This is a genomic window from Agrobacterium sp. CNPSo 2736 (genome assembly GCF_004005385.1).
Lineage (GTDB): Bacteria > Pseudomonadota > Alphaproteobacteria > Rhizobiales > Rhizobiaceae > Agrobacterium > Agrobacterium leguminum.
Genome location: NZ_RZTX01000002.1, coordinates 20,219 through 40,475, shown reverse-complemented (window position 1 = coordinate 40,475; position 20,257 = coordinate 20,219). Strand labels below are relative to the sequence as shown.

The 20,257-nt window shown below is 57.7% G+C and carries 22 protein-coding genes, 1 tRNA gene and 1 pseudogene; 13 read left to right on the top strand and 11 right to left on the bottom strand.

Going from position 1 to position 20,257, the window contains the following annotated elements:
- Nucleotides 1-13: 13 nt before the first annotated feature.
- Entirely contained in the window at nucleotides 14-421 is a 408-nt protein-coding gene (locus EM858_RS04180) for an ORF6N domain-containing protein (RefSeq protein ID WP_127755939.1), read from the bottom strand.
- Nucleotides 422-1,115: 694 nt separating this feature from the next.
- Between EM858_RS04180 and EM858_RS04175 the strand changes: the two genes are divergently transcribed.
- A complete protein-coding gene (locus EM858_RS04175) occupies nucleotides 1,116-1,415 on the top strand; it encodes a pyocin activator PrtN family protein (protein ID WP_127755938.1) in 300 nt (99 codons plus the stop codon).
- A 183-nt stretch (nucleotides 1,416-1,598) separates the two neighbouring features.
- Nucleotides 1,599-1,976 (top strand): helix-turn-helix transcriptional regulator, encoded by a 378-nt coding sequence (locus EM858_RS04170; protein ID WP_127755937.1) that lies wholly within the window; start codon nucleotides 1,599-1,601, stop codon nucleotides 1,974-1,976.
- Nucleotides 1,977-2,322: 346 nt separating this feature from the next.
- Here EM858_RS04170 and EM858_RS27680 read toward each other — a convergent pair.
- Nucleotides 2,323-2,469, bottom strand: a pseudogene (locus EM858_RS27680) (Arc family DNA-binding protein); the annotation flags it as partial.
- Between the two features lie 115 nt (nucleotides 2,470-2,584).
- On the opposite strand from EM858_RS27680, the gene EM858_RS04160 reads away from it, so the two are divergent.
- From EM858_RS04160 to EM858_RS04115, 10 genes are all read left to right on the top strand, one after another.
- Nucleotides 2,585-2,788 (top strand): DNA-binding protein, encoded by a 204-nt coding sequence (locus tag EM858_RS04160; protein WP_127755935.1) that lies wholly within the window; start codon nucleotides 2,585-2,587, stop codon nucleotides 2,786-2,788.
- Between the two features lie 112 nt (nucleotides 2,789-2,900).
- Nucleotides 2,901-3,218, top strand: a complete 318-nt coding sequence (locus tag EM858_RS04155) for a hypothetical protein (RefSeq protein ID WP_127755934.1) — start codon at nucleotides 2,901-2,903, stop codon at nucleotides 3,216-3,218.
- A 56-nt stretch (nucleotides 3,219-3,274) separates the two neighbouring features.
- A complete protein-coding gene (locus EM858_RS04150) occupies nucleotides 3,275-4,072 on the top strand; it encodes a hypothetical protein (protein ID WP_127755933.1) in 798 nt (265 codons plus the stop codon).
- Nucleotides 4,069-4,383, top strand: a complete 315-nt coding sequence (locus EM858_RS04145; protein ID WP_127755932.1) for a hypothetical protein — start codon at nucleotides 4,069-4,071, stop codon at nucleotides 4,381-4,383. The genes EM858_RS04150 and EM858_RS04145 overlap by 4 nt, the downstream gene beginning before the upstream one ends.
- The gene (locus EM858_RS04140; RefSeq protein ID WP_205649540.1) at nucleotides 4,380-5,420 is read left to right on the top strand and encodes a ParB N-terminal domain-containing protein; all 1,041 of its coding nucleotides are present in this window, start codon (nucleotides 4,380-4,382) and stop codon (nucleotides 5,418-5,420) included. The genes EM858_RS04145 and EM858_RS04140 overlap by 4 nt, the downstream gene beginning before the upstream one ends.
- Nucleotides 5,417-5,896, top strand: coding sequence for a hypothetical protein (locus tag EM858_RS04135; RefSeq protein WP_127755931.1), 480 nt, complete (start codon nucleotides 5,417-5,419; stop codon nucleotides 5,894-5,896). The genes EM858_RS04140 and EM858_RS04135 overlap by 4 nt, the downstream gene beginning before the upstream one ends.
- A gap of 108 nt (nucleotides 5,897-6,004) precedes the next feature.
- Complete coding sequence (locus tag EM858_RS04130; RefSeq protein WP_127755930.1) at nucleotides 6,005-6,454, top strand: hypothetical protein; 450 nt, start codon at nucleotides 6,005-6,007, stop codon at nucleotides 6,452-6,454.
- On the top strand, nucleotides 6,454-6,738 hold the full coding sequence (locus EM858_RS04125; protein WP_127756172.1) for a hypothetical protein: 285 nt from the start codon (nucleotides 6,454-6,456) through the stop codon (nucleotides 6,736-6,738). Before EM858_RS04130 ends, EM858_RS04125 begins: the two co-directional genes overlap by 1 nt.
- Complete coding sequence (locus tag EM858_RS04120) at nucleotides 6,695-7,957, top strand: tyrosine-type recombinase/integrase (RefSeq protein ID WP_164865302.1); 1,263 nt, start codon at nucleotides 6,695-6,697, stop codon at nucleotides 7,955-7,957. The genes EM858_RS04125 and EM858_RS04120 overlap by 44 nt, the downstream gene beginning before the upstream one ends.
- A 481-nt stretch (nucleotides 7,958-8,438) precedes the next feature.
- A tRNA-Glu gene (locus EM858_RS04115) sits at nucleotides 8,439-8,513 on the top strand.
- 142 nt (nucleotides 8,514-8,655) lie between these two features.
- Here EM858_RS04115 and recJ read toward each other — a convergent pair.
- From recJ to EM858_RS04090, 5 genes are all read right to left on the bottom strand, one after another.
- Entirely contained in the window at nucleotides 8,656-10,464 is a 1,809-nt protein-coding gene (recJ, locus tag EM858_RS04110) for a single-stranded-DNA-specific exonuclease RecJ (protein ID WP_127756171.1), read from the bottom strand.
- 94 nt (nucleotides 10,465-10,558) lie between these two features.
- A complete protein-coding gene (locus EM858_RS27060; RefSeq protein WP_162936643.1) occupies nucleotides 10,559-10,783 on the bottom strand; it encodes a hypothetical protein in 225 nt (74 codons plus the stop codon).
- A 187-nt stretch (nucleotides 10,784-10,970) separates the two neighbouring features.
- Nucleotides 10,971-12,281, bottom strand: coding sequence for a homoserine dehydrogenase (locus tag EM858_RS04100; RefSeq protein ID WP_080816956.1), 1,311 nt, complete (start codon nucleotides 12,279-12,281; stop codon nucleotides 10,971-10,973).
- A gap of 60 nt (nucleotides 12,282-12,341) precedes the next feature.
- Nucleotides 12,342-13,562, bottom strand: coding sequence for an LL-diaminopimelate aminotransferase (locus tag EM858_RS04095; protein ID WP_035260789.1), 1,221 nt, complete (start codon nucleotides 13,560-13,562; stop codon nucleotides 12,342-12,344).
- 302 nt (nucleotides 13,563-13,864) lie between these two features.
- A complete protein-coding gene (locus EM858_RS04090; protein WP_127755927.1) occupies nucleotides 13,865-14,824 on the bottom strand; it encodes a nucleoside hydrolase in 960 nt (319 codons plus the stop codon).
- 184 nt (nucleotides 14,825-15,008) lie between these two features.
- On the opposite strand from EM858_RS04090, the gene EM858_RS04085 reads away from it, so the two are divergent.
- Nucleotides 15,009-15,812, top strand: a complete 804-nt coding sequence (locus tag EM858_RS04085; protein ID WP_080816955.1) for a TSUP family transporter — start codon at nucleotides 15,009-15,011, stop codon at nucleotides 15,810-15,812.
- A 59-nt stretch (nucleotides 15,813-15,871) separates the two neighbouring features.
- Here EM858_RS04085 and EM858_RS04080 read toward each other — a convergent pair whose 3' ends face one another.
- From EM858_RS04080 to EM858_RS04065, 4 genes are all read right to left on the bottom strand, one after another.
- A complete protein-coding gene (locus EM858_RS04080) occupies nucleotides 15,872-16,567 on the bottom strand; it encodes a hypothetical protein (RefSeq protein WP_080816954.1) in 696 nt (231 codons plus the stop codon).
- A 279-nt stretch (nucleotides 16,568-16,846) separates the two neighbouring features.
- On the bottom strand, nucleotides 16,847-17,785 hold the full coding sequence (locus EM858_RS04075) for a lipid A biosynthesis lauroyl acyltransferase (protein ID WP_127755926.1): 939 nt from the start codon (nucleotides 17,783-17,785) through the stop codon (nucleotides 16,847-16,849).
- Complete coding sequence (locus EM858_RS04070; RefSeq protein WP_127755925.1) at nucleotides 17,782-18,810, bottom strand: zinc-binding dehydrogenase; 1,029 nt, start codon at nucleotides 18,808-18,810, stop codon at nucleotides 17,782-17,784. Before EM858_RS04070 ends, EM858_RS04075 begins: the two co-directional genes overlap by 4 nt.
- A gap of 158 nt (nucleotides 18,811-18,968) precedes the next feature.
- Nucleotides 18,969-20,252 carry a beta-ketoacyl-ACP synthase gene (locus tag EM858_RS04065; protein ID WP_003524844.1) on the bottom strand — a complete coding sequence of 428 codons (1,284 nt, stop codon included), beginning with the start codon at nucleotides 20,250-20,252 and terminating at the stop codon, nucleotides 18,969-18,971.
- Nucleotides 20,253-20,257: the final 5 nt, after the last annotated feature.

Genomic DNA, 20,257 nt, shown 5'->3' with positions numbered 1-20,257 from the left:
TCGCCTGAAATCGTCAGAGCACGCGTGATAGATTTGGCCGTTCTGCGGTGCGTAGAAGGAGGCTCTTTAAAACCCAAGACACCCTCGCCCACACGACGGTACTCCTTCTGAGGCTTCCCCTGATCTGGGGAAGCCTGTTGATGTCTCTCATGACATGATCGTACCGCTTGCGTTCCGGATGCCTTCGATCACAAATGGAGGCCTTGTCGTCTCCGAGGGTCTTGGCAATCTTGAGATAGCCACGCTTCGTCACGAACGTGAAATCTTCATGCGCCTTAGGCGAAATATCGAGGATTTTGTGCGTCCGTATTTCGGACGCGCTGACTTTGAAGTAGTCCTCCCCTTCCACAAAGCGCACTAGGTTGTCATTGAAGCGCTTTCGAGCCGTGTCCTTGGGCCGACCATGCACTTTGTCGATCATATCGCTGGATCGCGGCGTACGCCGATCTCCGGGAGATGTGAGGCAATCGGCTGGCTAGCCACCCCGTAAACCTACCTTCATCCCTCCGAAACCGTATGCAGATCCTGCTCTCCGCCAAGGGTGTATATTGAGCATATACCCTTCTCGTCGTTGTCTAATCGCGATGCGTTCACGCTCCCTGCAATGGGATTCACCGGAGAGCGACCAGATGGGACTGTCGGCCGTACATACCCAAAGCATCGTGATCGCTTCAAAATCGATGAAGATTTCTTTGAACTGACTGCCGACGAAATTCGTCGCCAGTCGCTTCAGCGGTATTTTCGCCCCTCGTACGCCAAAAGCCTATCTCGTCACCAAGCGCGGCTGTCCCAAGATTGCCGAGACGCTGGTGGGCGACGGTGTCTTGGGTTTTCAAGAGACCCCTGCCCTAAACGACGATATGCGTCGCTTTGACGATGATGGGAAGGGTACGGATTCAATCCGTACCCCCGACGGGCATGGATACTATTTTTTTGTGGATAGTCGAATTGATTTGGAGGCAATATTCCAGATGGAATTTTCCTTTTTCGTGCAATCACTTGGAGAAAACTTGAAGATATTCCAATTGGAATAAACGGTGCGTTTTTCCGCGACTGGCGAGGCGGCATAAAAGCTGACAGGTAGGGCGATCAACCCATTACTTCGGAGCCGCGCCTTGTCAATCATCACGAAAGATTCTGAGTTCTCGACCGCTTTTTTGTTGTTCGCCCAGTACGGCGGCAAGGCTGTCATTCCCGTCGAAGACGTTTGCGCAGCTTACTTCAGCCACCTAACGCCCGAAAAGTTTCTCCGGAAAGTCAGCGCTGGCGAGATTGCGATACCGGTCGTGCGAGCGGAAACATCCCAGAAGTGCCAAAAGGGGATCTACATTCAGGATCTTGCTGATTATATCGACAGCCGGCGCGAAGCCGCGCTGAAGGAATTTCAACAGTTTCACCCAAAGGGATATCGTTAGCAGAGCGCTCCAGTCGCTCCGGAGAATTCAAAGCTGAATTCTCTTTGATTTCTTTAAGGTTTTTGCCGCCGAAATTCGTCGTCGCAAGATCGTCCGAAATCCGGACGATGTCTGCCAGCGGCATTTCTCGAAGGGCGGTGCGCTGGAACCTCATCAAGAATCGCCTAGTCAAAGGGTGTACAGATGGCAGGTATGATGCGGAACATGAGCCACGATACTTTAGACATGCTTCGCGAGATCGAGGCGCATTATCGTCAAAAAGGAGCCATCTCGCCCCAGAACGAGATTGCTTCTGCACTGGGCGTAAACCAATCGACGGTGAGCAAATGGCTCTCAAAAAAATTGCGTCCAGACCGGCATACGGCCAAGATTATGGCTCTTTACCATGACGTCACCGGCAACGAAGTCGGACTGCCGGTGGTTCAGACTTCGTTGTCGGAAGAGATCAGAGATGTTGTTGAGGTTATGCGCAAACTGAATCTAGACGACCGCTTTTCCGTCCTTGATCACGCGAATTGTCTCTTGTCGCGACGGCAGGCAAGTCTACGACGCTCCAAATAGCATCAGGGCATTTGCAACAGCCACCCAAGATGGTCCTAGCCGTCCCTTAATCCCGGAATTTCCGGGATTAAGAAGGATCGCACCGGTAATAACATCACTCGCTATCTTTAAATCGCTCCAGTTGGTCACGCATACCAGCCGCAGCCGCAGCTTCAATGTCTGCACGTGCAATAACGGTTTGTACTATGTCAGAGAGAGATTTGTTCATTCCTTGGTAGAACGTCATCTGTTCTTTAAGGCGCTCAATCTCATCATCCTTCTCAACAATCGTCTGCTCTAGCTCGGATATCTCGGCAGCCTGCTCCTCAGCCTCCCATTTCAACTCCTGTACCTTCTCAGGAGAATGTATCAGCGTCGACTCAAGACGATGTATAATTTCGGCATTCATGCTGCGACCATAGCGGTCAGCTTCATACTTTATCCGTTCACGCATCCCATCAGGGAGGCGTAGGACGTACTTATCTTGCGGCTGAATAGATTTCTTGTCTGTCATGATGGCTACTAGCCACATTTTTTCAGTTGACACAATGATGGCTAGTAGCCATAGTTAACGCATGGCTACTAGCCATCACGTAGATTGCAGTTTTTTCCAAATTACAGGAGTAGGCATGTCCGACCAGGACACCGACCATATCAACAGCTCCGACCTCGTTTGGGGCGGCGCAGCGATTGCGAAAATTATAGAAAGAACCGAGCGCGTCACGTTTGATCTACTCGAGAAAAATCAACTCCCCGCCAAAAAGGTTGGCGGTCGTTGGGTAGCCTCCCGTCGCAAGCTGATCGCTTTCCTTACAGACGCGGCGCAAATTTGAGTGGAGATTGTCTGTGAGGCAATCAGCTCCACCCCAAAAATAATGGTCCGGCAAGCGTTGGCGCGCTTCCGGACCGTGGATCAACCCTTCACCTATCCAAAGGACAAAGAAGATGAACAAACATGTTCATAGCACTGCCGTGCACGCAAATCCAGCGCGACCGTCTACTCCGGCAACGTTTACCCCACCGACCACCCTTCTCGAGGCGCTGGCGTTCGATCGCGCAATGGAGGCTGATTGGAAGCCAGAGCTCGAACCCCAGTTTCTCCGCAACTGGCAAATGATCGTTGATGGGAAATTCGCGATCACGTGCAATTTTGAAGCGGCGGCCCTGCTTGAGAAAATGCTCGCGGAATTTGAGGACGCCGACGATGATTTCGTTCAGAAAATCAGCCGCCAGGTAATCGACTTTTTAAAAAGTGGTCGTTGATGAGCTCGATCGCTACGGCTTGGCTCAAGAGACAGGACATAGCCGACAGAACGCTGATGGCGATCCTGAAGGTTTTGTCCCGCTCTGCCGATGACGTTGGGGTGGCTGAAATCAAGCAGCAAGATGTAGCCAACAAGACGGGCTTATCCCGTCGGACGGTTATCCGATCGATGGCCACTCTGGAGCGTCTGATGGTGCTCTCCAAGTCGAAGCAAGTGGCTTACGCAAAAAGGGGTCGGCCGGCCGATCTTGTGACCCTTTCCATCAATCAGGATTTTACTCTCACGAAGGAGAGCATCATGTCCGCAAAGGAATGGGACCAAAGTGACAAAATGTCACTCAATTCAGAACCCGATTTAGGTGACAAAATGTCACTTGGTCCCGAAGAAGAAAATTCACCAGCCATATATATAGATCGCGCGCGCAACGTACTGGTGGAATCTTCACCATTAAAATCCTCATCTTCCGTCAGCGTTTCCACTCACGTTCGGTTTGACCGTGGTCGCTTAAAATGGCGCGCAACGATCAAGGCCATGGGTGTAACCATGGATTTGGGGCGTTTCGACACGGAAGACGAAACAAAGGCCTATGCGGACCAATCCGAGGCAGATGTACGACGGACATCCACCATGAAAGCCGGAACACCATCCTTTCCCGTTATCGACCCCTCAAAAGCAAAACTGGTCGCTCCAGCAATCGGGGCGTGGCTGTTTGGCGATGACGAGGAAGAGCACGATGACAACAGCGCTGGCGAAGCCAGTGCTTTGGGTCAAGGGACGAAGTTCCTTGCGGGTATGGGCAGAGCCCATGCACCAACTGAGACTGACGCCGCGCGCACGAGGGATGCCGCATGAATCTCGAATTCGAAGGTGAAATAATGGCCCCGGAAACCAGAGCTGCAATTCTCGCAGAAACGCTACGTTTTCTTGCTTGCCGAATGGAGCCAGTCAGATTCGACGCACTTCTCTCTCATGTCATGGAGGAGTTTCAAGCCGGGGAAGAAAATGTTTCTATCGAGGTACACAAAGCGTTCCTCATTTTGGGTCTTTCCGGATTAATCATTTCCAACACAATGAACGTTGCTGAATCATCAGCGACCATCAGCAGTGAAACCGTCATTTCTCCGTCGCGCCGTCTCACGAGCTTTGTTTGGGGAGAAGAATGATGGTTATCGAATTTGTCTCCAACGACAAGATTCCGGCGAACAACATTGCACTGGCTTCGATCAGCATCGACGGCGGCACACAGTCCCGCGCCAGCGTTGTTCCGGCCGTTGTTGCCGACTATGCCGACGCGATGCGCAACGGCGCTGTATTTCCGCCGATCGTGCTTTTCCACGATGGGAAAGCTTACTGGCTGGCGGATGGCTTTCACCGCTACCACGCGCTCAAGGCAACCGGCGCGCAACGCGTCATCGCAGATGTCCACCAAGGCACGCGCCGGGATGCTATCCTTTTCAGCGTCGGCGCCAATGCCTCTCACGGACTGCGCCGCACCAATGAAGACAAGCGGCGTGCGGTATCGACCCTTTTACAGGATGCGGAGTGGTCGACGTGGAGCGACCGGGAAATTGCGAAGAGATGCGGCGTTGACCACAAAACAGTGTCTTCTGCACGTGCCTCTAATCTAACTGGGGAATTTCCCCAGTCAGAACGCACATACACCACTCGTCATGGCACCACTGCCACGATGAACACAGCGGCCATCGGCAAACCTGTGCAGCACTCAAGTTTTACGACAACGTCGCAAAACTCCGACACCCCGGAAGTTGGCACAACGGTTGATGACGATACGCACAATATGCGTACCTCGCTCCAGGCTGACTGCCGACGAAATTCGTCGGATGATGAAATCACGGAAGAAGACCTTGCCAACGATCCCGGTTTTCAGAAGGCCGTGGAAGCACTGAACAGCGCCAAGGCCCTTTACGACGAAGTGCAGGCGATGCCTGCCGCTGAGCTCGTAACGGCCGAACGCGCCGCCGACATGCAGCGTGCATTCGGTACGCAGCAAGACCGGGCGAACATCATGCAGGTCATCAGAGCCACCGAACTCGTCAAGGCTCTTCCGGATCCTGCTGCAATGGCGGCATCAGTACCGCGAACGCTCGACCACGCCGTCGATGTGCCGGACCTTCTCACAGTTTCACAATGGTTTGAAAACTTCGCACGCGCATGGGAGCGCAAAGGAGCATCCGCATGACCGCATATTCCAACATCATCAACGAGACAGTTGAAGCAACCATGTCTGGCGACGGTTTCAATGCTCGCACGCTGGCGCCGGCCATATACGATAAGATCAGCCGCGAAGACCGCAAACGCACCAGCATCGCAACAATCACCAAAGATCTGCGCGAGGCAGCGAACAACATAGCGAAGAGTGCGATCAAGGCGCGCGACGACAAGCAGCTCGGTTTCAACTTCCTTCTGCTTCCTGGCACCGTATCGGTCGATGACGACGGCGCCAAAATCAAACTGACACTTTCGCTCTCCCGACTTGAGTTCCGCAAGGCCGTTGAGAACCGGCGTAAAAAGGAGAGCGCGATAGGCGAAGTTGCCTTTGAAATGGAAACGGCGGAAAAGGTTGCAGCCCCCTATTGGGACAAGCATCCAGATTGGACATTCGGCCAATGCCTTGAGCAAGCTGCCAAAGACGCGATCAAGCCAACCGCCGTTTAACCGCTCGCACTAAAATACCATTCGCCAATCGTGGCACTCCGAAGACCGAAACAAACTGCCAGTCCCGGGAAACCGGGGCTGGCGTATATTGGTCAGTTGGAGATGAGTATGTTTGAATTCCCTGATGAGCTTGCAGCGCTTCGCCGATACCTAGATGGGAAACACGCGGATACGAGTTCCTTCAAATCTGCAAGACACGCGGCATTCGTTGCGTGCCGGCTGGCAGAACTTGAGATCAAGTTTCCGAAAGACAAATCGGCATCAATGTTTCCGATTTTGTTGAGGATCCAGCGAGAGCTTCTTAAAAAGCACAAATGGCTCGCCAAGGTCAAAAAAGACAAAACAAAGCGGCAAAAAAACAACAAGCTGACGACTGAGCAACGCGTTGCCGCGTCGAATGCCGTTGGGTGGGTGAGAACTGTCGGCGCAGCGAAATTCGATTCCGAAGCCGAAGGACGTTATCGCGACAAAAAACTAGGTACTTTTGGACCTGCTTCCGCCGTGAAGAAAATAGACCCGGCTCAATACCTAGCCGAAAAAAAGAAGAGCGAGTCGTGATGGCGAGAACCAGAACGATCGATATTCTTCCCACGTCGCTGCCGCCATTCGGCGTCAATCGAGAGCAGGCGGCGGAACTCGTTGGCGTCTCGCCAAGCACATTCGACAAAATGGTAACGGCCGGGACGATGCCTCGTCCTCGCATGGCTTCGGCCGGCCGCTTGGTTTATGCCGTAACTGAGCTTTCCGAATATTTTCGCCGTCTGCCGCATCAACCAAGCGCAGATGAAGCCAACGATATTGACGAAGCTGCATCCGGCAGCAATCCTTGGGACGATGCCTAGACCTCGCAAAAACAACAAGCTTCCGAAGGGCGTCTCCTTCGACCCTGATCGTCATGGAAACCCGCGGTATTATTTCCGCGCGGCAGGCAAGCCTAAGGTGCGCCTGCGTGAACAGCCTGGCACAGCAGAATTCGAAAAGGAAATCGCCTGCGCCAGGCTGGGCATCCCCTATGCCGAGCAAAAAGAAGATGGCCCGGAGAAAATCATACCTCCGGTAAACGGAACTTTGTGGTGGTTGGTGGTGGAATACAAGCGCCGCGCCGCAGGTACTGTCACCGACAGGACAATGGCTGCGAGGGTAAAAATCCTTGAAGAGGTATGCCGCAGTCTTGGTCCCAAAGGGAAACGCGCGCGGGGTACCCTTCCCTATGCGTCTATGGAAAAACGACATATCACGGAAATACGCGACGATCTGCGTTCAACGCCGGGCGCGCGAAACGATGTTGTCAAAGCCATAAGTGCCATGTTCACTTGGGCTGTAGAAACGGCAGACCTGCTGAAAGTTAATCCGTGCAACGGAATCAAGCGGTTATATTCGGGAGATGGGTTTCACACATGGACTGAGGAAGAGGTTATGCGGTTCGAGGCCGTTCATCCTCCCGGATCCTGTGCCCGCCTCGCATTGAATATCGGACTCCACACCGGCTTCCGGCTGCAAACCATGGCGATCTTCGGTCGGCAGCATATATCCGCCGACGGATGGATACGCATCAAGCCAAAAAAGACAGCGAGATCGAGCGGCGTTGATGTCGAGATACCGATTTTGCCGGAACTCCGCTCAGCGCTTGAAGAAGGCCCGACTGGCAACCTCACGTTCATCGTAACGGAAAGAGGCAAGCCGTTCTCTGTGAAGGGGCTGGGGAATAGGATGAGAAAGTGGTGCGATGCCGCCGACCTGTTTCATTGCTCCATGCACGGTCTGCGTAAGGCGGGTGCAACGCGCGCCGCTGAAAACGGTGCGACGGAAAAGCAATTGATGGCGATCTATGGTTGGACCACCGCGGAGCAAGCCGCCCACTACACCAAAAAAGCCAACCGCAAAAAGCTGGCTGAGAAAGGCATGAAGTTTCTTCAGAAAACGCCGGATAGTGGCGCCGGTGGCGAGGTGTTGCCGGCCGTGTCAGCAGAACAAAATATGGACGATTTTGTCTCACCCGCCAAAGGGGTGGCAAAAAGTGAGACAAAAACAGTCAAAAAATACAGCAAAAACAACGGCTGATTTTCGCCGTGTCACGCCCCTAGGGCGTGCCACTTGCCTTCGTGTTCTCCCCCTTTAAAATATGACAGCATCGCGCCAGTTGGCAAATTCGTCACGCGTGATCAATGCGCCGGAACCGATTCTCGCCGGGCACGTTAGAATGCTGTCCCCCCGATGGAAGGCAAGCCGGACGAAACGCCAACAGGCAAATCGACCCGGCTTGCCTTTCCCCTTCAGCAGCCACAGCATCCGTTTCATCCAGCCGGCAGCATATGCCAGCTAAGGGTTGGACAACCTTGTCCCTGGCCTCCAGCAAGGCATGGGGGCATTACTGATGCGCAGCGATAGGGGCGATATTTCAAGGCCTTGGCCAGTTCTGGCGCAGTTTTCCACAGCCCTTCCGGCCTCCATAAAAAAACTCGTCACGAAGCGAGAAAAATCAATTTTTCCGCTTGCGGACCAACCGGAGCCTGACTATAAGGGCGCCACACCACAAGCGCACGCGCCCTTCGTCTATCGGTTAGGACGTCAGATTTTCATTCTGAAAAGAGGGGTTCGACTCCCCTAGGGCGTGCCACTTGCTTCTCCTTTAAAATCAGCTGCCTGCACGAAAATCTTCACACTTCGCGTAAAGAAGTGTTGTTGCGTCTCATCCACTCGCCTGGGCCGGTGTCCGGTAAAATTCCAAGATAGCTGGAAGGCCGTGGCAGTGCGCAAAATCACGGCGCGAAAGCCGCGTCCAGAACGCGCAGTTGAACGCGCCTCTGGCCCTGCCAGAGATCGGCGCCCACGGTGCCGGCTACATGAATATTCCGGCCACGCGCGTTCAACAGCATCTGCCCCAAAGGCGCTTCTGCGGCGCGGAACGCGATGCCGTCCAGTCGCGAGCCGTCCATGGCCTCCAGCGTGATCTTGACGTGAGCTGTCCCCACAAGCCGCACATCGCGCAGGCGATGCGCCGGCACGGCAAAGATGGGCTGCGAATGACCGGAGCCATATGGACCGGCCTGCTCCAGCTGGTCGACAAGCTGCAATGTGGCACCCGACGCGCCGATAGCGCCGTCGATCTTCAGCACGCTGCTTTCCACCAGCTCGTTCACGGTCTTTGCCGCCGCTTCCTCGAAGAAAGTCCTGAGCTTACCGAGATTGGCGCGCTCCACCGTCAGTCCGGCCGCCATGGCATGCCCACCGCCCTTGACCAGCAAGCCGGCCTCCACGGCGGCGCGCACCATGCGCCCCATATCGAAGCCGTTGATCGAGCGGCCGGAACCGGTGCCCTTGCCGGAGGGATCGAAGGCAATGGCGAAGGCGGGACGGCGGAAGCGATCCTTCAGACGCGAGGCAAGCAGACCGACAATGCCGGGATGCCAGTTTTCGCGCGCAGTAACGATGACGCCCGCACCGGAACCATCGCCATATTCGAACAGCGCCTCCGCTTCTGCTTCCGCCAGCATGGCGGCTTCCATGGCCTGCCGCTCGCGGTTCAGCTCATCCAGCCTCTCGGCAATGACTTCGGCCTGCGAAGCATCGTCGATGGTCAGGAGACGGCTGCCGAGCGCAGCGTCGCCGATGCGGCCGCCGGCATTGATGCGCGGCCCGATCAGGAAACCGAAATGATAGGGCGTCACAGGTCCGCCCAGCCCCGCCTTCTTGAACAAGGCAGCAAGCCCGGCATTGTTCATATGGCGCGCGGCAATCAGCCCCTTCACCACATAGGCGCGGTTGAGGCCCTTCAGCGGCACCACATCGCACACAGTGGCAAGGGCGACGATATCGAGAAGCGACAGCAGATCGAGCGTGAAGGCCTGCCTGTGTCGCTTCTCTTTCAACAGCCGCAGGGTGGCCACCAGCACGAGGAATACCACGCCGGCGGCACAGAGATGCCCCTGCCCCGAAAGATCGTCCTCACGGTTGGGATTGACCAGCGCCACGGCCGGCGGCAGCTCCGTGCCGACCTGATGGTGGTCGATCACCACCACATCCGTTCCCGCATCCCTGGCGGCCTTCAACGACTCATGGCTGGTGGAGCCGCAATCGACCGTCACGATCAGCGTCGCGCCATTGGCGGCAAGCTGCTGCATCGCCGCCGGGTTCGGCCCGTAGCCCTCGAAAATACGGTCTGGAATATAGATTTCCGGTGTCAGACCGAAATGCGCGAGAAACCGGTACATCAAAGCGGAGGAAGCAGCGCCGTCGACGTCGTAGTCGCCGAAGATCGCCACCTTCTCGCCTGTCTCGATGGCCCGCACCAGCCGCTCGGCGGCCTTTTCGCAATCGGTCAGCACATGCGGATCGGGCATCAGCGAGCGAATGGTCGGATCGAGGAACGCCAGGGCGTCATCAACACCCACACCACGCCCGGCAAGAACCCGGGCGATCAATTCGGGGATGGCGTGGATCTGGGACATGGCCAGCGCGCGGTTCTGCCCGGCCTGATCCAGCCGCGACACCCAGCGCTGTTCTGTCGCCGACCGCTCCACGCTTAAAAACGCGCGGGCCACGGTATCGGCCGGCTCCATCATTGCCATCCTGTCCATTCATCCTGTCACGCGCCCAATCGCGCTTTAAAACGGGCTAAATGGCGATGGCGTGTTTTTCAAGCAAAAACGCGCTTATGAGGATTCACACCGAAAAAATCGAGAAAAACGGACTGACGATCGAGACCGCGCCAACAAGCAGCAGCAGCGAAAACACGGCAAGGGAACACCAGTTGCGCTCATGCTCCCCAATATCGAATTCCATGCTGCGAATATTGTCGTTGGCATTGTGAGGCCGCGCCCGGTGATGGGCGGCCGCAACGCCTGCACGCTTATTGTCCTTGAACAGGATGATCGATGTCACGGCCACGCCTCCCTCGCTTGGTGAACAGGATTAACCATAGTGCCGAATCGCCTTGTTTTCCAGCGCTTCCGACGCCGTCCCCCCAAATTTTATGGGCGCGAGACTACCGGCATGATGCAGGCAGTCATAGAACGAAAAACCGCGCCTCCATGCGGAAGCGCGGCCCTCGATAACATCAAGATAACGAAGCGTCTCAGGTGCGCTCGATGCGGATGACCTGCGGCTCGCTGACGAGATATTTCTCGTTCTTGATCGCCTTCACCGCCTTGCGGATCGCATCTTCCATCGTCGCATGGGTAACGAGGATGATGGTCTGCGGCGCGCCTTCCACATGCACGCGCTGACGCTGCACGATGGATTCCAGCGAGATGTTGTTATCCGCCATGCGGGTGGCGATGGAGGCGAAGACGCCCGCCTGATCCTTCACCGTCAGGCGAATGAAATAACCGCCCTCGTGGCTCTTCATCTTGGCGCGGCGGTATTCCGTCAGCGATTTCGCCGGACGACCGAGAACCGGCACCTGCTGGGCGCCCGGACGGCTCTTGGCGATATCGGCAATGTCGCCCAGAACGGCGGACGCCGTGGCGTTGCCGCCCGCACCCGGGCCAACCATCAGCAATTCGCCGAGAATGTCGGATTCGATCGCCACCGCATTGGTGACGCCATCCACCTGGGCGATGACGGAATCGAGCGGCACCATGGTCGGATGCACGCGCTGCTCGATGCCGGATTCGGTCACCTGCGCCACGCCGAGAAGCTTGATGCGATAACCGAGCTCTGCGGCCGCCTGAATGTCCTCGCTGGAGATATTGGTGATGCCTTCCAGATAGATGTCATCGGCCGAAATCTTGTTGCCGAAGGCAAGCGTCGTCAGAATTGCCAGCTTGTGGGCCGTATCGTTGCCCTCGATATCGAAGGCCGGATCGGCTTCGGCATAACCCAGCCGCTGCGCTTCCTTCAGACAGGCCTCGAAGGACAGCCCTTCCTTCTCCATCTTGGTCAGGATGTAGTTGCAGGTGCCGTTCATGATGCCGTAGATGCGCGACACATGGTTGCCGGTCAAGGATTCACGCAGCGCCTTGATGACCGGGATGCCACCGGCCACCGCCGCTTCGAAATTGAGAAGCGCCCCCTTGTCTTCGGCAATCGTCGCCAGTTCCACGCCGTGCTTTGCCAGCAGCGCCTTGTTGGCTGTCACCACGTGGAGACCGCGTGCGAGTGCAGCGCGCACCGCATTTTCCGCCTGACCGGAAGCACCGCCGACCAGTTCGACGAACACGTCGATCTCGGCTTCGCTTGCCATCTGCTCGGGCGTATCGAACCAGGTAATACCCTTGAGATCGATGCCGCGATCACGCGAACGGTCGCGCGCGCTCACCGCAATAATCTCAATCGCGCGTCCGCAGGTAATCGCAAGTTCGTTGCTTCTCTGCTGGAGGATGCGCACGAGCGAAGCGCCGACAGTGCCGAGCCCCGCTATGCCGATTCTCAATGAATCTGCCATGGGTATGTTCCTGATTGCTGTTGATGGTGGCGGCCGGGACCCGGCCGCCTTGGGTTGCCCTTATCTGTGGGCGTTGAGCGAAACGACGTTATGCATCGTTTCGTCTGCGCTCGACAGGAAACGCTTCAGATTGCGCGCTGCCTGACGAATTCGATGCTCGTTTTCCACGAGCGCGAGACGGACGTAATCGTCGCCCATCTCGCCAAAGCCGATGCCGGGAGCAACGGCGATATCTGCCTTCTCGACCAGAAGCTTGGAGAATTCCAGGCTGCCGAGATGACGGAACTTTTCCGGGATTTTCGCCCAGGCGAACATCGTCGCCGCCGGCGGCGGAACCTCGAAACCGGCCTTGCCGAAGGTGTCGACCATCACGTCGCGGCGGCGGCGATAGACATTGCGCACTTCGGCGATGTCGGAACCGTCACCGTTGAGAGCGTGGGTGGCCGCAACCTGGATCGGCGTGAAGGCGCCGTAATCGAGATAGGACTTCACGCGCGTCAGAGCCGCGATCAGCCGCTCGTTACCGACGGCAAAGCCCATGCGCCAGCCGGGCATGGAGAAGGTCTTCGACATGGAGGTGAACTCCACCGCAACGTCGATTGCGCCGGGAACCTCGAGAACCGATGGTGGCGGATTGTTTTCGTCGAAATAGATCTCCGAATAGGCAAGGTCGGAAAGCACGATGATCTCATGCTTCTTCGCAAAGGCGATGACGTCCTTGTAGAAATCCAGCGAGGCGACATGCGCCGTCGGGTTCGACGGATAGTTGACGATCAGCGCCAGCGGCTTCGGGATGGAGTGGCGCACGGCCCGTTCCAGCGGTCCGAAGAAGCTGTCATCCGGTTCGACATTCATCGAACGGATAACGCCGCCCGCCATCAGGAAGCCGAAGGCATGGATCGGATAGGTGGGGTTCGGACACAGGATCACGTCACCCGGCGCGGTGATGGCCTGCGCCATATTGGCGAAGCCTTCCTTGGAGCCGAGCGTGGCGACGACCTGCGTGTCGGGGTTCAGCTTCACGCCGAAACGGCGGGCATAATAGGCGGCCTGCGCGCGGCGAAGGCCGGGAATGCCCTTGGACGAGGAATAACGATGGGTGCGCGGGTCCTGAACGACCTCGCAAAGCTTGTCGACGATGGCCTTCGGGGTCGGAAGGTCGGGATTGCCCATGCCGAGATCGATGATATCGGCCCCGGCCGCTCGCGCGCTCGCTTTCAAACGGTTGACCTGTTCGAAGACGTATTGCGGCAGACGCCGGACCTTGTGAAACTCTTCCATCTCTTTCCTCATGGGAATGGACCGGTTCTGCCGGCCCATAACGAAGGTTCGTTTTTTGTTGTTAAACGCCGCCGACACGAACCGACCCGGCAGGCGTTATTCATTGTAGCGCAAAGCACGGGAAAACCTACAAGGCTTTTCTCGGCCCACGCCGCATAGCGGTGATCCGCCCGTGCTTCCCGCAGGGCCTTCTCAGCCCCGCCGGCAAGGCGGATCGCGCACTATGATCAGGGAACTTGCATAACGCCAGATTCTTGGAAAATGCAAGGCAAGCCATGCTCAAGAACGGCCATTCCTGCCCTTCAGCCGCGCTCACCCTTCACAATTGCCGCGCGGATGACCGAAAGCACGCGCTCCGGCTCGATATCCGTGCAGATGAGCTGGCTCGGATGCCCGTCCCAGTCGCCCGGCGGAAAGGCGCGGCCATCCGGCTTCTGGATCGTCTGGCCGTCGGCAAGACCGCCGCACACGACGCGCACCGGGCCGCTGCGGGTGGTAAACAGTTCCGGCGCGACGAGATAAACGCAGGCGCAGCTGTCATGCACGACCATTCCGTCACCGGTGCGGGTCTTGTAGAAATCGATGTAGAACTGCGACAGGTCGGAAAGCAGCTGCACGGGCTTGCCGCCGGCCTCTGCCATCTCCGCCATGAAGGCGCTGGTCATCACGGTTTTTGTCGTCACATCGAGACCGGCGACGACCACGCGCCAGGGGGCGGTGAAGACGAGATCGGCCGCTTCCGGATCGCCGTGAATATTGGCCTCGGCCGCCGGCGAGACATTGCCGTTCATGTCGAAGGCGCCGCCCATGACGATCACTTCCTTCACCAGCGCGGCGAAGTCAGGTTCTTCGCGCAAAGCCAGCGCCAGATTGGTCATGCGGCCGACGGCGATCAGCGTCACCTCGCCGGGATTGGCCTTCACCGTCTCGATGATGAAGCGATGCGCCGGGCGCGGATCGAGCGGCAGATCGATGGTTTCAGGGATATCGATATCGCCGAGGCCGTTTTCGCCGTGGATGAAGGTGGGCCAATGGCCTTCCTTGCGGGAGGGATCGAAGGTGACGCCAGCGCCTCTCGCGAACGGTGCGGTTATCTGCCATTCCCGCTTGAGAAAGAGCGCATTACGGGTGGTGATATCGATGGGGGCGTTGCCGAAAACCGTGGTGACGCCGATCAGATCGATATCGGGGTGACGGTGCAGGAACAGAAGCGCCATGGCGTCGTCTACACCGGGATCCGTATCGAATATCACTTTATGCATAATGCCCTCATCCATATGTCTCGAGCGCCATCCCGCTTCTGCCGGCGACGCGCCACGGAAACATAACGATAAGCGGCCACACCGCAATCCCCCCGCAGGCGGCATATCATGCAGAAAAATATTGCGTGGCGGTCTTTTCAATGAAAGAAGAAGCCCTCTCCCGCCGCCTGCCCGGACATCCCAAGTGCAAGACATCGCCCTCAACGTTTTTCTCGTCCTTTTCTGCGTCGCCATCTTTGCCGGCTTTATCGATTCCATCGCCGGTGGCGGCGGTCTCATCACCATTCCGGCGATGCTGATCATGGGCATTGCGCCGCTCGATACGCTCGGCACCAACAAGCTGCAATCGCAGTTCGGCTCGGCCTCCGCCACCATCGCCTATGCCCGGCGCGGCCATGTCAATCTGAGGGAACAATTGCCCATGGCCGTCATGGCCATGCTTGGCGGCGGGCTCGGTGCGGTCACCGCCGCCTTCGTGCCGTCGGACCTGCTGCGCACCATCATGCCGTTCCTGCTGATCGCGATTGCGATCTATTTCGCCTTCAAGCCGCAGCTAAGCGATATCGACAGCCATCGCCGCATCACACCTTTCGTGTTCGGCTTCACCGTCGCGCCGCTGGTGGGCTTTTACGACGGCGTTTTCGGCCCCGGCGCGGGTTCCTTCTACATGCTCGCCTTCGTGGCGCTTGCCGGTTTCGGCATGTTGAAGGCAACCGCCCATACCAAGCTTCTGAACCTTGGCTCGAACTTCGGCGGTTTCGTTGTGTTTGCGATAGGTGGTGCGGTTTTATGGAAGCTCGGCCTCGCCATGGGCGTCGGCCAGTTCATCGGCGCACAGATCGGCTCCCGCTTCGCCATGAAGAACGGCGCGAAGATCATCCGCCCGCTGCTGGTGCTTTCCTGCCTGGCCATGGCGACGAAGCTCCTTGCGGATGCATCATCCGCCTGGTCCATCGCCGCGATATGGGAAACCATCTTCCCGAAATAAAGCATGGTGGAGCGCCGCCTCCCCGTGACTAACGGGCAGATGGAAGGCGCTCCGATAGATCAGCCGGTGGCGCGGCGCCGGCGATCGGCAATTTCCCTTATCACCACCATCGCACCCACGAGCTTGTAGGCGGAGGAATAGCAGGGGGACATTTCCAGCGATTTCACGATCGTCCGGCCGTTCTGATCTTCCGCATAGGTATATTTCGACGTATCGCCCTTGAAGCAATTGTCGAGTTTTTCCCGAAGGTCGTTCTGGAAGCGGTGGACGCCGACGAGTTCGGCAATGTGGCAGCCGACAAGCCCTTCCGGCGCATTGCGCTGGAAAGCATCAAGCGCATTGGCAAAGGACACGCGATAGCCGGGAGAAACGATGACCACCGGCTCGTCCAGATCGTTGAGCATATCCTCATCGAGGATCAGATGGCGGTGATGCCATTCCAGGGTGTCCTCGTCCTCGTCACCGATGACCTTGGCCTTGGGCGGCATGCCGACATAACGGTCGACCAGGGTTCTCAGAAGCTCGGAATTGCGCTGCACGCAGCCGAGATCCTCCGCCTCGTGATTCAGGAGGTCGATGGCGAAACGGAACTGTTCGCGAATATCCTCGGAGTTTTCTGTCTGACGCCCGACGACCCGCTCGAGAAGCTGCTCCAGTTCACGCTCCAGCACTGCGATCTTGTTGGCTTCGTTTTTACCAACGGCAGATTGCAGTTCCGTATAACGCAGCCAGAACAACTCAATCAAATCTTTCAACCCAACTCTCCCTGAACGGGCATAACCCGGTTCCCAATGCGAACGGATTAACCCTTTGCCCCCTGATTATAGCGTCTTTGCGCTTAAAAATGACGTAACGAAACGCAGGAACGCCACGAGGATTGTTGTCCAAAATATCACAGCAGCCGCTAATTTTTCAATTTCGATAATCCATGAACGAAAAATGAGGTTCCACTAATAAGGAAAAACATCGAAACGCACAATTTTCCGGCCGAATTTCGTGAAAATCGCGGAAAATCCGGCCGCACGGCAGTCACCTCAAATCTGGTGCTTCACGTCCCAGCGGTCGTGATACCACAGCCATTGTCCCGGGTATTCGCGCACCCAGCTTTCCACCTTGTCGTTCAGAAGCTGCGCCGTCGCCTGAATGTCGACATTGCCCTTCTCATCGCGCGGAATTTCAACTCTGGGCTCTATTTCCAGCCTGTAGCGATTGTCGGGAAGACGCACGCAACGGGCGGGATAAACATCGCAGTTGAACTGCCGCACCAGCTTGGCAAGCAGCGGATTGGTGCGAACTTCAAGGCCGAAGAACTTCGTCGTCAGACCCTTGCCGAACTTCTGATCGACGAGCACGCCGACACCGCCGCCCTTTTCCAGCTGCCGCGCAAGCGCAAAGGAGGAACCGGCGTGCGACGGCACGAGATTGCCCATGCGCTCCTTGCGGAAATTGAACACCTTGTCGGCCACGAAGGGATTGTTCGGCGGCCGGAACAACACGGTCACATCAAGACCGAAGGCAGAACTGGCCACCGGCAGCAACTCGAAATTACCGCTATGGGCGGTGAAGACGATGAAGGGCCGCGGATTGTCGCGCAGTTCCAGAAAAGTCGGAATACCCTCGACCTGAATGCGGCCTGGCTCGTTCTTCTCCGGATCGAAATCGAACAGCCGGTCGAGAAACACATATTCCGCCGCAAGCCGGCCCATATTGGCCCAGCTATCCATGGCGATCTCAAGCCGTTCCTCCTCGGATTTCTCCGGAAAGGCACGCGCCAGATTATGGAGCATCAGCTTGTGGCGGCCGGTTTTCGGCCCCACAAAGCGCGCCAGCCGGTCGGCCGCTCGAATGCCCGCATCGGCGGGAAAAAGCTTCAGCAGGTTGAGAAGGCCGAAGGCGAATGTCGCAATCAGCCACTGCCGGAAGTGGTCCAGTTTCAGGACAATCCGTGTCAGGAACAGCTTCAAGATGCTCAGTCCATCCGCAAAACGATCTTGCCGAACACCTGACGCGTCTCCATGCGCTCCAGCGCCCGGTCGATATCGTCGAAGGTGACTTCGGTGTCGATGACGGGATGAACGATGCCGCGCGCCATCTTCTGCATGGCGTTGGCCATGTTTTCCATGCGGCAGCCGAAGGAGCCGAGCAGTTTCAGCTGCTGCTGGAACAGCATCATCAGGTTGATTTCGGTGGAAACGCCCGACGTGGAACCGCAGGTGACGAGACGGCCGCCGCGCTTCAGCGAGAACATCGAGGTGACGAAGGTGTCCTTGCCGACATGTTCGAACACCACGTCGACGCCCTTCTTTTTCGTCAGCTTGCGCACGACGCCTTCGAAACGGTCGGTCCGGTAGTTGATGACATGGTCGGCGCCCAGCGCCTTCGCCCGTTCGATCTTGTCGTCGGAACCGACAGTGGTGATCACGGTGCAGCCCATCTTCTTGGCAAGCTGGATCGCCGCCGTGCCGATGCCGGAACCGCCGGCATGAATGAGGATCGTTTCGCCCGGCTCAAGCTTGGCATTGTCGAACAGCATGTGCTCGACCGTGCCGAAGGTCACCGGTGCGAGAGCCGCAGCAACGGCGTCAATGCCATGCGGCGCGGGCACCAGCTGGCGGGCGGGAATATTGATCTTTTCCTGCGCGAAACCGTCGAGATGGAAACCGTGCACGCCCTGAACGTGTTCGCACAGATTGTCACGGCCTTCGCGACACGGCTTGCACAGCCCGCAGGTGCGCGCACCGTAGATCGAAACGAGCTGGCCGGGCAGCACATTCGAAACGCCCGGACCGATGGCTTCGACCACACCCGAGGCCTCGGCACCGATGGTCAACGGCATCTTGCGCTTGGCGAAAGCCATGCCGCGCCAGCCCCATACATCGATGTGGTTGAGCGCAACCGCCTTGACGCGCAGCGTCACCTCGCCCGGCGCCGGAGCATCCGGTTCGGGCAGGTCCACTTTTTCGAGCTTCCGGTCGTCCACGAGTTGAAGAGCGCGCATATATCAGTCCTTCGCCCAGGGGCGTTTATCTGGGGGCGTTATCTAAAAAGCTATTCCAGCAAACCTCTGTAACGGTTTTGCGGCCGGAATGCGTAATCAAAGAAGCGAGAGCGTTTCCGCAATTGCCGCGGAAACGCTCCTGTTGATGGCGGAACCGGTTAAGCCGGTTCCCGCGTCATGACAAGGCTTGCATTCTGCCCGCCAAATCCGAAGGAGTTGGACAGAACCGCGCTCACCTGAGCATCCCGCTTCACATTCGGCACCACGTCGAGCGTGATGGTCGGATCGGGATTGTTGTAGTTGATCGTCGGCGGCAGCGTGCCGGTCAGCATGGTCTGCAGCGAGAACACCGCTTCCACGGCGCCTGCTGCGGTCAGGGTATGGCCGATCATCGACTTGTTGGACGATAGCGGAATATCTTTCAGGCCCTCGCCGAAGACGGCGAGCATGGAGCCATATTCCATCTTGTCGTTCTCAGGCGTCGAAGTGCCATGGGCGTTGATGTAACCGATATCGCTTTCGGCCACGCCCGCATCGGCCAGCGCCGCGCGGATCGTCGCAATCGCCGGGCCGCCATCGGGCGAAGACCGCGTGCGGTGGAAGCTGTCGGCCTTCTCGCCAGCACCCTTGATGATGCCCAGCACCTTCGCACCGCGTGCAACCGCAGCTTCGAGCGATTCCAGCACCAGCGTCGCAGCACCTTCGGCGATCACGAAACCGTCGCGGTCCTTGCTGAACGGCTTGGAGGCCTTTTCCGGCGGGTCGTTCTGGGTCGAAAGCGCGGAGAGAAGCGAGAAGCGAATGAGCGCCTCGGCGCTAACCGAACCGTCGGTCGCAACCGTCAGCGCCCGTTCGGTACGGCCCTGGCGGATCGCCTCGACACCGAGCTGGATCGCGGTCGCGCCAGATGCACAGGCCGTAGACAGCGTGACAGGCAGGCCGCGTGTACCGAAACGGTCGGAAAGACGCTCGGAAATCGCTCCGAACAGGGCGGCTTCCTGGAATGCCGGGTCGGGACGCTGGCGGAAGGCCGTCAGGAACCGTTCATAGGCATCGCCCGGCTGGGCGGCCGGCGGAGACCGGTCGGCAAGCTCGAAACGGGCGCTCCATTCCGGCTCGATAGGCGGCGCTGCGAGAAACAGCGGTCCGTCGAAATCGCCGGAGATACCGGCCTGCGCCAGAGCCTCGATGGTGGTTTCGCGCGCGAAGGCATAGGAACGCTCCACGGAATTCGGAACAGGGATATCGATGAAATCCACTGTGCCGCTGATGCGGGTCGAAAGCCCCTCGGTCGGAAAACGGGTGATCTTGTGGATGCCCGATTTTCCCGATGTCAGCGCCGCCCAGTTATCGGCAAGCCCCTGCCCGAGCGACGTGATGATGCCCATGCCGGTGACGGCGACGATGGGACGACCGAGATGATCCCTGAAATTGGAAGTCATGGTCT

What these genes read in the sequence shown, in the direction of transcription:
- EM858_RS04180 (WP_127755939.1), bottom strand. Translation starts at nt 421, where the DNA reads ATGATCGACAAAGTGCATGGTCGGCCCAAGGACACGGCTCGAAAGCGC.
- EM858_RS04170 (WP_127755937.1), top strand. Translation starts at nt 1,599, where the DNA reads ATGGCAGGTATGATGCGGAACATGAGCCACGATACTTTAGACATGCTT.
- EM858_RS04160 (WP_127755935.1), top strand. Translation starts at nt 2,585, where the DNA reads ATGTCCGACCAGGACACCGACCATATCAACAGCTCCGACCTCGTTTGG.
- EM858_RS04155 (WP_127755934.1), top strand. Translation starts at nt 2,901, where the DNA reads ATGAACAAACATGTTCATAGCACTGCCGTGCACGCAAATCCAGCGCGA.
- EM858_RS04150 (WP_127755933.1), top strand. Translation starts at nt 3,275, where the DNA reads ATGGCGATCCTGAAGGTTTTGTCCCGCTCTGCCGATGACGTTGGGGTG.
- EM858_RS04145 (WP_127755932.1), top strand. Translation starts at nt 4,069, where the DNA reads ATGAATCTCGAATTCGAAGGTGAAATAATGGCCCCGGAAACCAGAGCT.
- EM858_RS04140 (WP_205649540.1), top strand. Translation starts at nt 4,380, where the DNA reads ATGATGGTTATCGAATTTGTCTCCAACGACAAGATTCCGGCGAACAAC.
- EM858_RS04135 (WP_127755931.1), top strand. Translation starts at nt 5,417, where the DNA reads ATGACCGCATATTCCAACATCATCAACGAGACAGTTGAAGCAACCATG.
- EM858_RS04130 (WP_127755930.1), top strand. Translation starts at nt 6,005, where the DNA reads ATGTTTGAATTCCCTGATGAGCTTGCAGCGCTTCGCCGATACCTAGAT.
- EM858_RS04125 (WP_127756172.1), top strand. Translation starts at nt 6,454, where the DNA reads ATGGCGAGAACCAGAACGATCGATATTCTTCCCACGTCGCTGCCGCCA.
- recJ (WP_127756171.1), bottom strand. Translation starts at nt 10,464, where the DNA reads ATGGCAATGATGGAGCCGGCCGATACCGTGGCCCGCGCGTTTTTAAGC.
- EM858_RS04100 (WP_080816956.1), bottom strand. Translation starts at nt 12,281, where the DNA reads ATGGCAGATTCATTGAGAATCGGCATAGCGGGGCTCGGCACTGTCGGC.
- EM858_RS04095 (WP_035260789.1), bottom strand. Translation starts at nt 13,562, where the DNA reads ATGGAAGAGTTTCACAAGGTCCGGCGTCTGCCGCAATACGTCTTCGAA.
- EM858_RS04090 (WP_127755927.1), bottom strand. Translation starts at nt 14,824, where the DNA reads ATGCATAAAGTGATATTCGATACGGATCCCGGTGTAGACGACGCCATG.
- EM858_RS04070 (WP_127755925.1), bottom strand. Translation starts at nt 18,810, where the DNA reads ATGCGCGCTCTTCAACTCGTGGACGACCGGAAGCTCGAAAAAGTGGAC.
- EM858_RS04065 (WP_003524844.1), bottom strand. Translation starts at nt 20,252, where the DNA reads ATGACTTCCAATTTCAGGGATCATCTCGGTCGTCCCATCGTCGCCGTC.